Raw genomic sequence first — 14,556 nt, forward strand, 5'->3', positions numbered from 1 at the left:
AGAAATATAATATGGTTATAGCTATTGTACAGCTAAATTATCACATCGGTAATTTCGAAGAAAACACGAAAAAAATTCTAGATAATTTAAATAAAGCAAAAAATAGGGGTGCAGACTTAGTTGTATTCCCTGAAATTACAGTAGGGGGTTATCTTGCCAAAGATTTGTTTAGATATAAATCATTTTTAGATGCTTGTGACGCAAGTATTAACGAAATAGCTATAGCATGTGAAGGGATTGCTTGTATCATTGGCGCGCCTGTAAGAACACAGTTAACGCGTGCGAAGGCTCTATATAATTCAGCTCTTTTTCTAGCTGATGGAAAGGTACAGGAGGTTGTACATAAAACGCTGTTGCCCGACTACGATGTATTTGATGAATATCGTTATTTTGAGCCAAATGATGTGTTCAAATGTATAGATTATAGGGGTGTTAAGATTGCGCTGACTATTTGTGAAGATTTATGGAATGAAAATTTTCCTTCTCTCTATAAAGAAGATCCAATGGCTAAATTATTCCAGGATGCGCCAGATGTGATGATAAATATTGCAGCTTCTCCCTTTTCAGAGACACATTTCAACACTCGGCAAGCGGTTATGACCTCTCATATACGCAAATATAAGTTACCCGCGTTTTATGTGAATACATTCGGTGCTCATACTGACATTATTTTTGACGGACGATCACTGGTATACAATAAAGATGCTAAAATTGTGGATGTTTTAAAGGGTTTTGAAGAGGATCTGCGTTTATATGAGGTAACAGATAAAGAAATTACTTCAGTGGAAGTTACTACCTCGTATGAGGAATTATCAAATATAGCGAATATTCACCAAGCGCTTGTTTTGGGAATAAGGGACTTTTTTCAGAAATCAGGATTCAAGAAAGCAATTTTAGGGCTTTCGGGTGGCATTGACTCCGCGGTAGTAGCGGCTTTAGCGTGTGAAGCATTGGGATCGGCAAATGTGATGGGGGTATTGATGCCTTCTGTTTACTCGTCCGAGCATTCATTGAAGGATGCCTTAGATTTGGTGAAAAACACAGGCTGTGAGCACGAAATTATTGCTATTAAAGAGGCTACAGAGGCGTTAGACAGCATGCTTGCCCCTGCGTTTAAGGGTAAAGAAAGTGATATCACAGAAGAAAACATTCAGGCAAGGGTGCGATCAATTATCCTAATGGCTATATCGAATAAGCATGGCTATATATTACTAAATACCTCTAATAAAAGCGAAGCGGCGGTAGGGTATGGTACGCTTTATGGTGATATGGCGGGCGCCTTGGGCGTAATCGGCGATGTTTTCAAAACGAAAGTTTATGAATTAGCAAGATTTATTAATCGTAATGGTGTTATTATACCCGAAAATACCATTACCAAGGCACCATCTGCAGAATTACGCCCCGACCAAAAGGATTCTGACTCACTGCCTGAGTATGACATATTAGATGCAATCTTAGATCTTTATATTGAGCAGGAGTGGAGCGCAGCAGAAATCATATCGAAAGGCTATGAAAAGGAACTAGTATTTAGCGTGATTAAACTAGTTAATGGAGCTGAGTTTAAACGGTTCCAGTCTCCGCCAATATTACGCATTACACGGAAAGCTTTTGGTGCAGGAAGGTCAATGCCTCTCGTTGCGAAGTACCCCTTTTAACGCTTATAACTGTTAAATAATGTTACAACAGATTAAATTTTTCTAATATGTAGCATATTGGCACTAAATTCGTTAAATTTATATCATAATTGGGAGGTAAAAATATGAAAACGAAATGGTTGTTTATGGCATTTGCCATTGTCATTGTAGCTGCCTGTTCACCATATAGATATTATAATGCGCAGAGTAAAAACAGTGATTTTTCTAATTACAGAACCTATGCTTGGTTGCCTGGATTAGATTCACTGTCTAAGTCGTATTATAATAATGCTATCGCAGAGGAAAATATATATGAAACAGCAGACGCCGCATTAAAAGCGAAGGGATTGACTTATGATAAATCAAATCCTGACTTGTTGTTTCGATATAAGGCGATCGTGAATAATACCAGTAGAACAGTCTATGCGCCAACTTGGGGTGGCTGGGGCTGGGGATGGGGTTGGAATCCTTATTGGGGAATGGGTATGGGAGGTGCTGTTGGTAGAGAGCGTTATCGTGCCGGCCATATCATAATTGAAGCAATTGATGCCAAAACTAATAAGGTTGTTTGGCAAGCAAGAGGAAGCGGTGAAGTAAGAAATCCAGAAAAAGCTGTGAACGATCTACCTGTGGTTGTTCAGAATATTATGAAGCAATACCCTATAATGGCACAAAAATAGTTTGAATTTAAGTGATAATCAGTAAGTAAAAGGGCGCTAGCACATTGCAGGGCCCTTTTTCTATGCAATATGAGTTTTTGGCTTCAATAATGTACCAATTAGCAAGACACAATAAATTATTGCACCAAAACACCCGGCATAAGCTAAGTAATCTCCCGTATTTGTGTAAAAGGTGATGCTATCATTTAAATTAATGTCAGTTTTTAATGCGGCAGGTTTCCACCACTCGCTTTGTCTCACGATGTCGCCACGTTGGTTAATAAAAGCAGAGATACCGGTATTGGCTGATCGGACTACCCAACGGCGTGTTTCAATTGCTCTGAGCTTTGCATAATCAAGATGTTGACTTTTACCGGAAGTGTTTCCCCACCAGCCATCATTTGTAACTATAGCAATAAACTGAGCACCTTCTCTAACGTATTTAGATACATAGTCACCCCATATAGATTCGTAACATATTACAGGGGCCGCTCCGATACCACTCTGTGCATAAAATACGGATGGTTCTTCCTGTTTTCCATAACTACCTGTGCTTCCACCAAAAGCGGCGAATAGTGGTTTCAAGAAAGACAGTGAAGCGAAGGGAAGCTGCTCTACTCCAGGAACTAATTTAGACTTGTGATAAAATTGAACGCGTGAAGAGTTATCAATGAGAACTGCTGCATTAAATACGTCGTAGTATTTCTCGACATCTATAAATTTACGCGCCGAAGGGCTCTCTAATGAATCATATATAACCATCGATTCAATGCCCGATAGTACGTTTCCATTTTTGTAATCTTTTAAAAAGTCTCGGATCTGTAAATAACTGTTATTACTTCTTATTTCTTCTTCGTTCACTCCTGGAGGTCTTTCCGGTATTGCGGATTCCGGCCAAATGAAGAATTCTGTATTGGTTTGTGCGGTCGAACGCGATAGTTGAATTAAGTTTTCTACCTGTTGTGTTACCGGCATACTCCATTTTGCATAAGGATCTATATTGGGTTGCACAACTACGATGTTAGAAGGATTTTCATTCTCTTCATAACTAAAATATTGGAAAAGTGAAATACCGGAAGGGATTACGAGCAATGCAACAAATGCAAACACGTGCTGCCGCCTAACGGAGCGGTCTTTGTAAATAATTTGTTTACAAATTATCAAGAATAATGCGATATTACAGAGCCAAATCCACACCGTTCCTCCATAGACACCCGTGTATTCATACCATTGAATTAATTGATGGGTACTAGCAAAGCCGTTTCCCAACGTCATCCATGGAAAAGCAAGGTCCCAACTTTGATGGATGTATTCATAAGCCATCCAAAAGCATACCAAGCCTATTAAACTAGCTATGGTACTGTACCGCTTTCTTAATTGATAATAGAGCCTAAAGACTATTGCAATGAGTAGGGCCGCTAGCGCAAAAGGTATGAGGGAAATAAATATAGCAATATAGGAAGGCATGACGGCACTTATTGCGTTATATACCCAATAGATGGATGCCGTATTCCAGAGTAAGCCGGTTAACCCGGCTAACAAAAAAACTTTTCGACCCTTTTTTTTTATGGATGACAAAAGAATATTTTCTATACAGAGTAACAACGGTACGAAAGCGATCAGCAATATCGGACCTGTATAGGGGATGGGGGGCCATGCTATCCATAATAAGATAGCGCTTAGTAACGACAATTTAAGATTGTTTCTCACTTTACAATTGCGATAGGATTTCGTTCTTCTTGTTTTCGTATTCAGATTGTGTTATGAGCTGCTTTTCAAACAAGATTTTAAGTTTTTTGAGCTTCACAGTTACTTCATCTTCTGGTTCTGACGAAGGTTTTAAAATCGGTTCTTCCTCTGGCTTAAGTGGACGCTCGTCTATATGCCGTTCGTCGTGTAGAGGCTTAAGCATCACAGGTGGGGTGCTTGCCTTTTTCAGCTCTAAATCTCTCAGTCGAAGCTCTTCTTGTTTTTTTTCTAGTGCTTCACTGGCCAATTGGTAAAGTTTACGTGCTTGTACTTTCGGTATATACTCTACTGTCAGATTTTCACCGCTCTGAGGAATTACAGTAAATTTCGCTCCAAAAAATTCTTCCTTAAAGGACACATCTTTAATGTCTTGCCAAGTGAAAATTTCGAAATTAGTTGTCAGCCCTAGTTTGGTAGCTTCACATAAAAAAATGCGCTTATTGGTAATTACCAAACAATCAGGAAATAAGGTGACAGCAGGTTTCTTTTGTACGGCAATGTAAGTAATTGCCTCACCCGAAGTGAGCATATCTTTTAACTTTCCCACCAACTTTTCAACCACTTTAGGATCTTGCTCTTCGTTTAAATATTGTTCGATATACATTTTCAAGTAAAAATTCAAAAGTAAAAAATAAAGCTGTTTCTACTCCTTGTACCACTCATAACTCGCATCCGGCAACTCACAACTATCCAAGGCTAATTTACGATTTTCCCTGCACACAAATTACAAACTCTCCTTTTATTAGATTGTTTTTAAAATGTTCGATAACATCTAAGACACTGCCCCGTATAGTTTCTTCATATATTTTACTTATTTCACGAGATATTGAAACTTGTCTTTCTGCTCCTAAATATATGCTAAACTCTTCCAATGTTTTGATTAACCGATGTGGTGATTCATAGAATATCATCGTTCTATTTTCGTTAGATAACGATTTTAATTTAGTCTGGCGTCCTTTTTTAACAGGTAAAAAGCCTTCAAACACAAAGCTATCTGTGGGTAGACCTGAGTTTACCAAGGCTGGGACAAAGGCTGTGGGGCCTGGGAGGCAACTAACTTCGAGGTGCTGTCTTATCGCTTCTCGAACCAACAAGAAACCCGGGTCTGAAATTGCCGGTGTACCGGCGTCAGATATTAATGCCACTGTTTTGCCTTCTTTTAGAAAGCGAATTATTTCGTGGAGGGCTTTATGCTCATTATGTTGATGGTGCGCATACACTTTCTTATCTATACCGAAATGCTTCAGCAAGGGTGCGCTTGTACGTGTATCTTCAGCGAGAATAATATCCGCTTCTTTCAGAACACGTATAGCCCTGAAAGTAATATCTTCTAGATTGCCTACGGGTGTTGGAACGAGGTAAAGCATTTGTGTGTTATTAAGTAGCAAGACATAAGTATCAAGTAGCAAGATATTTGTGATTTGCTTTTGATGACTTTTTAATTTTTAAGTTTTACTTTCTAATTTTAATATCTTTGTTGCAAAAATAAAAATATATGTTGCAAATTAGTTATATCCGCGAAAACAGGGATAAAGTTATAGAGCGCTTAGCTGTGCGTAACTTTACACAGATTGAATTGGTTGATGAAATTATTGGTCTTGATGAACAAATAAGATCTACCAAATCTGCATCTGAGTCCATTTCTGCGGAGGCCAATGCTGCAGCAAAACAGATAGGCGATTTAATGAGGCAGGGTAAACGTGAGGAAGCCGAAGAGATTAAGGCCAGGTCTGGCGAATACAAAGAAGAGGTAAAGTTGTTGCTCGAGAAATTAGGAGGACTGGAAGAAGAATTTTTTCAGAAGATTGTACAGCTTCCTAACCTCCCGTACAAAGATGTCCCAGCAGGTAGGACGGCTGATGATAATCAGGTTGTATTAGAACACGGGCATAAACTGATGCTTCCGGATGATGCGTTGCCTCATTGGGAATTAGCAGCCAAGTATGATATCATTGATTTCGAATTAGGTGTAAAAGTAAGCGGTGCAGGTTTTCCTGTATATAAAGGTAAAGGCGCACGACTCCAGCGAGCGCTTATTAACTTTTTTTTAGATCAGGCAACCGATAATGGTTACCGAGAAGTACAGGTTCCTATTTTAATTAATGGAGAGTCAGGTTTTGGTACAGGACAGTTACCTGATAAAGAAGGGCAGATGTATTATGTAGGAGCGGATGATCTCTATTTGATACCTACAGCTGAAGTGCCGGTTACGAATATGTACCGGGGAGAAATTTTAAAGGAAGAAGATTTTCCTATTAAAAACACCGCATACACACCATGCTTTAGACGAGAGGCGGGTTCTTATGGTGCTCACGTACGCGGATTAAATAGGTTGCATCAGTTTGATAAAGTTGAGCTTGTTCAAATTGTTCATCCAGATAACTCCTATGAGGTGCTCGAAGAGATGAGTACTTATGTACAATCGTTGCTTCAGAAATTAAAACTACCTTATCGCGTACTACGTTTATGTGGAGGAGATATGGGTTTTACATCAGCAATGACTTACGATATGGAGGTTTGGAGTGGTGCTCAAAAACGTTGGTTGGAAGTTTCTTCCGTATCTAATTTTGAAACTTACCAAAGTAACCGCTTAAAGACGCGCTTTAAAGGGATGGATGGCAAGATGCATTTAGTACACACATTAAATGGAAGCGCCTTGGCACTTCCGCGTATAGTAGCGTGCATTTTAGAAGAGAATCAAGCAGAAAATGGAATTAAAGTGCCTGAGGTACTAGTACCCTATACAGGCTTTGAGTGGATTGATTAATTGCAGATTTAAGTTATACGTTTTAAGAGTACTTAGAACGTATAACCTATCACCTAGACTTTATTATCTGTCAAAACTAAAAACACTTTCTCGTGGATCTTTTTTTCCTTTGATCTTATTACATATAATTTGTGCGGCGATCATACTGAAAGTAATACCATTGCCGCCGTACCCCAGCGCAAAAAACATATTCTTTTTATCTTTATACTCACCTATATAAGGTAACCCATCATGGGTTGAACTAAAAGTACCACACCAAGAGAAATCGGTAATCATTGGAATATGTTTGAATAGTTTGTGGAATTTGCGTTCTAATGCCTTCGTTTTCTGTAGCAGCTTCGCATCTCTTAATTTAGCATTTTTATAGGGAATGTCTTCCCCACCCATCATAATCCGGTTGTCTGCAGTTGTGCGCATGTAAAAGTATGGGTGACGGGTTTCCCAGATTAGGCAACGTTCAGGCCATAGCTGCTCCGGACGCATAGGTTCTGAAACTAATGCATAGGTAGAAAGTAGGTCCATAATTTTTTTTGGTAGAAATCTGCCTGCCTCAAATCCTGCAGCGATTATCACATATTTACATGTTATGGTTTGCCCTTTAAGCGTTTGGAGTACAAATTGCGATCTTTCCCGTTTATATCCTATAATTTCGGTATATGGGTACACTTTGAGATCATGCTTTTTCTGATGGTGCTGTATTAAACCTACTGCAGCTTTGTAACAGTCTATCTGAGCCGAAGTGTCATTCCAAAGTGCTCCCAAACGATCAATTTGATATTTGTTCTGAAGATCAATAGATTCTAGAAAATCAACTGGAAGCTTGCTTTCCTTTCGTATTTGGTATTCATCTTTTAACTTACGGAGGCCTGCTCTATTACTTGCTAGCAATAATGTTGGAACCCTTACGAATTCTGCGTCTATCTGCGCTTTATTGAATAATGCTTCTAGGTCATTAATCGATTTTAAACTAGCGCGGTAGGCAACAGTTGCATTTTTATTTCCTATTTCGTTTGAAAGTTTATATAATGACACATCAATTTCGTATTGTAGCTGAGCAGTACTTGCTACTGTACTACCTCCTGCTATAGCACGCTTGTCGACCATTGTGCAGGTTATTCCAGCTTCACAAAGCTCATGTGCTACTAATGCCCCTGTAATACCCGTTCCAATGATGGTAACATCGGTTGATATGTTTTCTTGAAGAGGATGAGCTCCTTGATAAAGTGAGTTTTTGATTGCCCAATAGGGTGACCCTGAATGCAAATCCATGAATTATTCTTTTATTGTAGTCATGGATAATAACTTAATTAAAATTAGAATGTTTGTTGATCCAATATATTTTTCTTAACTTAAACCTATAAAGTTGGAGGTTTTTATGTCAAGACTAAATGCCGATTGGTTTATCGAAATTCCTTTAGATTTTGAGTACAAAAAATATCAGTTATTGGGATATTTAACAGATATTAACCATCATTTTAATAACACAAGGCTTTATCCCAATCTAAACGATTTAGTTTTTCATTACAATAATCTTCAAAAATTTAAAAAAGATAAAACTACGCTGCAAGATTCTTTTCCGGTACGTCTCACTAATGCTGATACCGAAGCGGTAAAGTTGACATATGAGAAGCTCATTCATGATGATGCGATGATGGTAGAGATTGAGCATATCATTGCTTTTGCTTTAAATAAATTGGGCAATGCCGTGAAAGAAGGAAAAGAAATATACGATTTTGTTGAAAGCCGTCTTACAATAGAAGCAATTGGTATGATGCCGTTAAACCCCTATAGCGGTTACATGCTGCTCCGAAATGGGAACCAAAAAGGAACATTGGTATATCAATATCAAGTAACGCTTTTTGAAGGTAAAGATGATAAGTATCGTGGCGTGCATACTGATTTTGTAACCAGCTATGATAGTCATTTTATTTTCGGAACTCCAGAATCAATCAGGAAAGATCTTATCCATCAGCGGAGGTCTCTCCCTAATCCTGCTGTATATCAGGTAGAGAGTGATATAACATTTCCTCTTGATCAAACCCTTTTACCGATGGCCAAACGCACCTTAATGAAAGAAATAGCGTAGTTAAAATTACCTGTTGTTTATCCGCAAAATATTTAAGGGCTTAAACTACTTGTTAGCGCGTCCTATCAAAAATAATTACCTTTACGACCTAATATTACTAACCGATCTATTATGAATAAAAAAAATGGAATGATCTTATTCTCAGGTGTACTGTTTTTATGTGCCATCTGCTCCTGTACATCACCGGATAATCAATCAAAGCAAACAGAGACTTTTAAGGTATCAGTTGATTCTTTTGCAGATCTGGAGGTTTTACGCTATGAGGTTTCGGGCTGGAACCAATTAAGTTTAGAACAAAAGACATTAGCGTATTATCTTTATCAGGCAGCACTCTCAGGACGCGATATAATTTACGATCAACGAGGTAAATACAATTTGCTTATTCGGAAGACATTAGAGACGATATGGAATAATCCAAAAATTACCCAATCGGGGTCAGATTGGGATAAGTTTAAAGTCTATTGCGGTCAATTTTGGTTCAGTAATGGTAATTATCACCATTATTCAAACGACAAATTCATTCCCGAATGTTCTTTTGAATATTTTACAAGTTTAATAGAAGCCTGTGATGAAAAGGCCTTACCCTTAGAAAGAGGAGAAACTGTAGCATCTTTTCTTAAGCGAATGAAACAGGCTGTTTTCGATCAATCATTTGAACCGAAAATGGTGAACCTCAGGGAAGGTATAGACCACGTGGCTCATTCATCTAATAATTTTTACGAAGGGGTAACCCAGCAAGAAGTGGAACGTTTTTATAACACTTTTTCGCACACAGAGCAGGAGCCAGAATGGGGTCTAAATAGTAAGGTAATAAAAGAAGCAGGAAAACTCAAGGAGCACGTTTGGAAAGTTGGGGGAATGTATAGCGCTGCCATTGAGAAAATGGTATTCTGGATCGAAAAGGCCGTTCCATTTGCAGAAAATGAGCAGCAGAAGAAAGCCTTATCCCTGCTGGTTGAATATTATAAAACAGGTGATCTTAAGAATTGGGACGAATATAACAAAGCATGGGTGCAAGATACTGCCTCTACTATCGATTTTGCAAACGGATTTATAGAGGTGTATAATGATGCGATTGGGATTAAAGGGAGCTATGAGGCGGTGCTTTCTTTGAAAGATTTTGAGACTACAAAACGTATAAAAGCCATTGCTGATCAAGCACAATGGTTTGAAGATAATGCTCCTTTAATGCCCGACCATAAAAAGAAAAGTGTCAAAGGCATTAGCGCGAAAGCAATAACAGCAATAGTAGAAGCTGGAGATGCCGCCCCTAGTACTCCAATAGGCATTAATTTACCCAATTCCGATTGGCTACGAAAGGAATACGGTTCTAAATCTGTTTCGTTGAGTAATATTATTCACGCATATAATGAAAGCAGCGCAACCAGCGGCTTTTTAGATGAATTTATGAACGACAAAGAGAAATTAGAACGGATGAAGAAATATGGAAATTTAGGAAGTGATCTTCATACAGATATGCACGAATGTATCGGGCATGCTTCTGGACAAATCAATAAGGGCGTAGCTACGCCTGATAAAACCTTAAAGAGCTATGCCTCCTGTTTAGAAGAGGCACGTGCCGACTTAGTTGCGCTGTATTATATTCTAGATCCGAAACTTGTTGAAATAGGGGTAATGCCTTCTGTCGAAGTTGGAAAAGCTGCCTATGATAGCTATATGATGAATGGGTTAATGACACAGTTAACGCGCTTGAAGTTAGGTGATGATATCGAAGAGGCGCATATGAGAAACCGTGCGCTTAATGCCTATTGGGTTTATCAGCAGGGCAAAAAGGATAATGTTGTTGAATTTGTTAAAGCGAATGATAAAACCTATGTGCAGATAAATAACTATGAAAAGCTCCGTGTTTTGTTCGGTAGTTTATTGAAAGAAATACAAAGGATCAAATCTGAGGGCGATTACAATGCAGGTAAAAATCTTGTAGAAACATATGGCGTAAAAGTTGACCAGGTATTGCATAAGGAAGTACTAGATCGTTATGCCAAACTCAATTTAAAGCCGTATAAAGGTTTTGTTCAACCTAAATTGGTGGCAGTTGAAAAGAATGGAGAGATTACCGATGTAAAAGTTGAATATCCAAATTCCTTTTATGAACAAATGTTAGATTATGGAAGAGATTATTCTTATTTACCTGTTATGAACTAAATAGCAATACCAGGTTATTAACCTGAATTCGATTATTCTTTATGTGTTCAGAAATTCAATAGCAAAGCCAGGTAAGGCACCTTTGCGTAGGCCTATCGGGATAAGACAAGCGAAGGTAACGCAGCCTGGAGAAGCTATTGGATTAGCTTTTCCCATTTTTTCACTTTGAAACGGCCATCTTCTTCCTGAAAACTCCTCGAAATAGCCCGCTATTCCGTCGTCCTTTGCAGTTGAATCTAACCATTTCAAAGCGTTCTGAACCGAAAATAATAATAGAATTCAGGTTATTATTTATCTTTGCTGTATGAATGAATATGCAGTGATTTTTGATATGGATGGCGTTATTTGCCATACCAATCCGTTCCATGCTGAGGCCTTTAGACAGTTTTTTGATAAAAGATCAGTTCCTTATACCGAACAGGAATTTGTTGATCATATGTATGGTAAACACAATAGTTATATTATGCAGTACTTTCTAAAACGTGAGTTAAATGAGGCAGAGATAAAAGTGTTGGAAGAAGAAAAAGAAGGCCTATTTAGAACAATTTATGCTGATCATATCGAGCCTATTACTGGTTACCTAAGATTCTTATATGATTTAAAAGAAGCGGGATTTAAAACGGGGATAGCGACCTCGGCACCAAGCGCTAACTTATTCTTAATTGTAGATAAGTTAGGCTTTGTTTCGAAAATGGAATCTGTTTTAAGCAGTGAAGATGTGGAATTTCATAAACCAAATCCGGAAGTTTATCTAAAGTCTGCGCAGAATCTGGGCGTTTTACCGGCCCATTGTGTGGTGTTTGAAGATTCCTTTTCGGGCGTATCTGCGGCGCTTAACGCAGGAATGAAGGTAGTAGGGGTATTGTCATCTCATACGAAGGAAGAATTACCCCCATGTAACTATTACATAAAAGATTACAATGATATGAGTGTTGAAATAGTGAAACAACTGATTCGCTAGGAGACTTAACAAAGTTAAGTCTCCTCTTTCTGGATCCACTTGCCGACGCTAGGAGCTGTATAGTCTTTCATTTGCTTCAGTAAGTCGTCAATATTTTCATCAATTAATAACATATCCCGATTAATTTCTTTTAAGAAACCGCTGGCAACCATTTGGTCGATTAGTAATTTTAAGTGATTATAGAATCCATTTGTATTCAACAAGCCAATAGGTTTCTTATGTAGGCCTAGCTGTGCCCAGGTAATAATTTCAAAGAGTTCTTCCATTGTACCAAAGCCTCCGGGCAATGCAATGAAACCGTCAGATAAATCATGCATCAGTGTTTTACGCTGATGCATTGTTTCGACAACATGCAATTTAGTAATCCCGTGATGAGCTAGTTCCTTTTTTAATAGAAAATCAGGGATAACACCTATTACCTCCCCATTTTTGTTTAGGGCACCGTCGGCTACGGCTCCCATTAGGCCAACTTTCGCACCACCATAAATTAATTGAATATCATTGCCTGCTAATGTTTCACCTAATAAACTTGCTTGCTCAAAGTAGATGTTTTCAGTTCCTATACTTGAGCCACAAAAGACTGTAATACGTTTCATTTAAAAAAAAATTATTGATAAAGTTCAAGTTCTTGTTTCACGAAGTTAATAAGTTCTTTTACATAGGGTTGACTGAAATTAAACTCAATTCCAGCCGTTTTGTATATTTCAGGAATTGTTTTTGTATAACCAAGTTTGAGGGCCTCCATATATTGCTTTAATCCTTTTTGGGGATTTTCCTTGTAATTTTTCCATACCGCTATTGCGCCTAATTGGGCCATCCCATATTCAATATAGTAAAATGGTACTTCGAAAATATGCAATTGTTTCTGCCATAAGTAAGTTTTAGCTTCCTCTAAATCGGTCCAGTCGGCAAAATTATGGCCAAATTGATCAAAAATTTGATTCCAAGCCTCGGCGCGCTGTTCTTCTGTATGTGCTGGATTGGTGTATACCCAATGTTGAAATTGATCTACTACTGCTACCCAAGGAAGCGTTTTTAACACATCTTCAAGTTGCTCTTTTTTTGCTCTCGCTAACTCTTCTTCATTATCAAAGAATACCCCCCATTGATCCATCGAAATTAGCTCCATACTCATGGATGCAAGCTCAGCAACCTCACTGGTAAGATGTTTAAAATCGTTAAGTTCCAGGTGTGCTGATAAAAAGGTATGTAAAGCGTGTCCTCCCTCATGTACCATTGTGGTCAAGTCACGGAAGGTGCTGGCTGCATTCATGAAGATAAAGGGCGCACCACTTTCAGCCAACGGATAATTATAACCACCTGGTGCCTTTCCTTTTCTGCTTTCTACATCAAAAAGCTGATTTGCTTGCATCAGTGCTATATACTTACCAATACTGGGGTTCAAACGGTTGAAGCATAGAATGGTTTTTTCAATAAGATCTTGGCCATTATGAAATGGTTTAAGTGCAGGTTTACCTGTTATATCTACTTCAAGATCCCAAGGCATCAGTTTATCCAGATTGAGCGTTTTCTGTCGTCCTTGCATTTTTTCTTGCAGCAATGGCACGACCTCTTTCTCGATAGCTGCATGAAAAGCATAACAATCCTGAGCCGTATAATCAAATCGCCCCATGGCTTGAAACATATAGTCTCTAAAATTTTCAAACCCAGCATTCAATGCTACTTGATGACGTAACTGAAGTAATGAATTAAACAATGAATTTAGTTCATTTTTATTCTGTAAACGTCTTTCGGTAATTTTGTGCCAAACACTTGCTCTCTTTTGTCTATCAAGATCTTTCAAGAAAACCGCTGCTTGTGGTAGCGTATATTGCTGGTTTTCGAAAGTTATCTCCATAGCCCCAGTGATAGATTGGTATTTCTGCTGTTCTACCTGTATTTCAGTTAGTAAAGGAACATTGTCTTCTCTAAAAATTTCCAGTGCTTTATTTATAGACCTTAGATAGACAAAATATTTTTCCTGATCTAATGCCACCGTATACGCAGAACCGATAAGTTTTTTATTAAGCTCATTATTAATGGGGGCTATTTTAGGCTCGATTTCGGTAGCAAAATATTGGAAATCTTGCAATAGTGCTTCGTTGGCTGTATCGCATGTCATTCGGATGTACCGCCAGGCAAAGTCTTCCTCTAGCACCGCCTCCAGTTCGCTTCGATCTTGCATCCATTGTGTTAGTTCTGCTACTGAATTTATGGAACGATTCTGCAACTCCAGAAATAGGGGCTTTAAATTCTCCCATGTTATGGTAAGGTTCTGTGGTACGAAACGACGGACTGCTTTATTTAATGTATGCATAGACTTTTTTTAACTTATGTATAACGTATAAAAAGAGAAGGACATTACCCGTTTATTATCAAAAATCACTCCCATGTAATCGGGATAACCATATTTCACCTTGTGGATATAGGCCGTCTAACCGGAGCTTTAGAGATTCTCTGAAGCTTTTATGGTAAAATGTTTACATAATGAACGTGTTTTCCTAATTTCCGCTGAGCGTGATGTCACTTGTTTG

At 38.3% G+C, this 14,556-nt stretch carries 13 protein-coding genes; 6 read left to right on the top strand and 7 right to left on the bottom strand.

Annotated elements, in window-relative coordinates:
• Nucleotides 1-11 precede the first annotated feature (11 nt).
• On the top strand, nt 12-1,655 hold the full coding sequence (locus BMY50_RS23695) for an NAD+ synthase (RefSeq protein WP_093330195.1): 1,644 nt from the start codon (nt 12-14) through the stop codon (nt 1,653-1,655).
• Nucleotides 1,656-1,759: 104 nt separating this feature from the next.
• Nucleotides 1,760-2,314 carry a DUF4136 domain-containing protein gene (locus tag BMY50_RS23700; RefSeq protein WP_093330200.1) on the top strand — a complete coding sequence of 185 codons (555 nt, stop codon included), beginning with the start codon at nt 1,760-1,762 and terminating at the stop codon, nt 2,312-2,314.
• Between the two features lie 60 nt (nt 2,315-2,374).
• On the opposite strand, the gene lnt is transcribed toward BMY50_RS23700, so the two are convergent.
• From lnt to rsmI, 3 genes are all read right to left on the bottom strand, one after another.
• Nucleotides 2,375-4,003 (bottom strand): apolipoprotein N-acyltransferase, encoded by a 1,629-nt coding sequence (gene lnt, locus BMY50_RS23705; RefSeq protein ID WP_093330204.1) that lies wholly within the window; start codon nt 4,001-4,003, stop codon nt 2,375-2,377.
• A 1-nt stretch (nt 4,004) separates the two neighbouring features.
• Nucleotides 4,005-4,646 (bottom strand): PH domain-containing protein, encoded by a 642-nt coding sequence (locus BMY50_RS23710; protein ID WP_093330207.1) that lies wholly within the window; start codon nt 4,644-4,646, stop codon nt 4,005-4,007.
• Between the two features lie 97 nt (nt 4,647-4,743).
• On the bottom strand, nt 4,744-5,409 hold the full coding sequence (gene rsmI / locus BMY50_RS23715; RefSeq protein WP_093330210.1) for a 16S rRNA (cytidine(1402)-2'-O)-methyltransferase: 666 nt from the start codon (nt 5,407-5,409) through the stop codon (nt 4,744-4,746).
• 128 nt (nt 5,410-5,537) lie between these two features.
• On the opposite strand from rsmI, the gene serS reads away from it, so the two are divergent.
• Entirely contained in the window at nt 5,538-6,809 is a 1,272-nt protein-coding gene (serS, locus tag BMY50_RS23720; protein WP_093330215.1) for a serine--tRNA ligase, read from the top strand.
• Between the two features lie 63 nt (nt 6,810-6,872).
• Here serS and BMY50_RS23725 read toward each other — a convergent pair whose 3' ends face one another.
• Entirely contained in the window at nt 6,873-8,078 is a 1,206-nt protein-coding gene (locus BMY50_RS23725) for an NAD(P)/FAD-dependent oxidoreductase (protein ID WP_093330219.1), read from the bottom strand.
• Between the two features lie 106 nt (nt 8,079-8,184).
• On the opposite strand from BMY50_RS23725, the gene BMY50_RS23730 reads away from it, so the two are divergent.
• Both BMY50_RS23730 and BMY50_RS23735 read left to right on the top strand, forming a co-directional pair.
• The gene (locus BMY50_RS23730; protein WP_093330223.1) at nt 8,185-8,895 is read left to right on the top strand and encodes a hypothetical protein; all 711 of its coding nucleotides are present in this window, start codon (nt 8,185-8,187) and stop codon (nt 8,893-8,895) included.
• A gap of 111 nt (nt 8,896-9,006) precedes the next feature.
• Nucleotides 9,007-11,061 (top strand): dipeptidyl-peptidase 3 family protein, encoded by a 2,055-nt coding sequence (locus BMY50_RS23735; RefSeq protein WP_093330228.1) that lies wholly within the window; start codon nt 9,007-9,009, stop codon nt 11,059-11,061.
• 39 nt (nt 11,062-11,100) lie between these two features.
• Here the strand turns inward: BMY50_RS23735 and BMY50_RS23740 are convergent, their stop codons facing one another.
• A complete protein-coding gene (locus BMY50_RS23740; protein WP_093330232.1) occupies nt 11,101-11,310 on the bottom strand; it encodes a hypothetical protein in 210 nt (69 codons plus the stop codon).
• Nucleotides 11,311-11,365: 55 nt separating this feature from the next.
• Between BMY50_RS23740 and BMY50_RS23745 the strand changes: the two genes are divergently transcribed.
• Nucleotides 11,366-12,022 carry an HAD family hydrolase gene (locus BMY50_RS23745; protein ID WP_093330235.1) on the top strand — a complete coding sequence of 219 codons (657 nt, stop codon included), beginning with the start codon at nt 11,366-11,368 and terminating at the stop codon, nt 12,020-12,022.
• A 14-nt stretch (nt 12,023-12,036) separates the two neighbouring features.
• On the opposite strand, the gene BMY50_RS23750 is transcribed toward BMY50_RS23745, so the two are convergent.
• Together BMY50_RS23750 and BMY50_RS23755 are read right to left on the bottom strand one after the other, a co-directional pair.
• Nucleotides 12,037-12,618 (bottom strand): LOG family protein, encoded by a 582-nt coding sequence (locus tag BMY50_RS23750; RefSeq protein WP_093330240.1) that lies wholly within the window; start codon nt 12,616-12,618, stop codon nt 12,037-12,039.
• A gap of 11 nt (nt 12,619-12,629) precedes the next feature.
• Entirely contained in the window at nt 12,630-14,339 is a 1,710-nt protein-coding gene (locus BMY50_RS23755) for a M3 family oligoendopeptidase (RefSeq protein ID WP_093330245.1), read from the bottom strand.
• Between the last annotated feature and the right edge of the window lie 217 nt (nt 14,340-14,556).

The sequence above is a fragment of the Olivibacter domesticus genome (genome assembly GCF_900109575.1).
Classification (GTDB): Bacteria; Bacteroidota; Bacteroidia; order Sphingobacteriales; family Sphingobacteriaceae; genus Olivibacter; species Olivibacter domesticus.

Bases quoted from the DNA above. Each gene is read 5' to 3' on its own strand.
- BMY50_RS23710 (WP_093330207.1), bottom strand. From the start codon at position 4,646: ATGTATATCGAACAATATTTAAACGAAGAGCAAGATCCTAAAGTGGTT.
- BMY50_RS23730 (WP_093330223.1), top strand. From the start codon at position 8,185: ATGTCAAGACTAAATGCCGATTGGTTTATCGAAATTCCTTTAGATTTT.
- rsmI (WP_093330210.1), bottom strand. From the start codon at position 5,409: ATGCTTTACCTCGTTCCAACACCCGTAGGCAATCTAGAAGATATTACT.
- BMY50_RS23735 (WP_093330228.1), top strand. From the start codon at position 9,007: ATGAATAAAAAAAATGGAATGATCTTATTCTCAGGTGTACTGTTTTTA.
- BMY50_RS23695 (WP_093330195.1), top strand. From the start codon at position 12: ATGGTTATAGCTATTGTACAGCTAAATTATCACATCGGTAATTTCGAA.
- BMY50_RS23745 (WP_093330235.1), top strand. From the start codon at position 11,366: ATGAATGAATATGCAGTGATTTTTGATATGGATGGCGTTATTTGCCAT.
- serS (WP_093330215.1), top strand. From the start codon at position 5,538: ATGTTGCAAATTAGTTATATCCGCGAAAACAGGGATAAAGTTATAGAG.
- BMY50_RS23750 (WP_093330240.1), bottom strand. From the start codon at position 12,618: ATGAAACGTATTACAGTCTTTTGTGGCTCAAGTATAGGAACTGAAAAC.
- BMY50_RS23725 (WP_093330219.1), bottom strand. From the start codon at position 8,078: ATGGATTTGCATTCAGGGTCACCCTATTGGGCAATCAAAAACTCACTT.
- BMY50_RS23700 (WP_093330200.1), top strand. From the start codon at position 1,760: ATGAAAACGAAATGGTTGTTTATGGCATTTGCCATTGTCATTGTAGCT.
- BMY50_RS23755 (WP_093330245.1), bottom strand. From the start codon at position 14,339: ATGCATACATTAAATAAAGCAGTCCGTCGTTTCGTACCACAGAACCTT.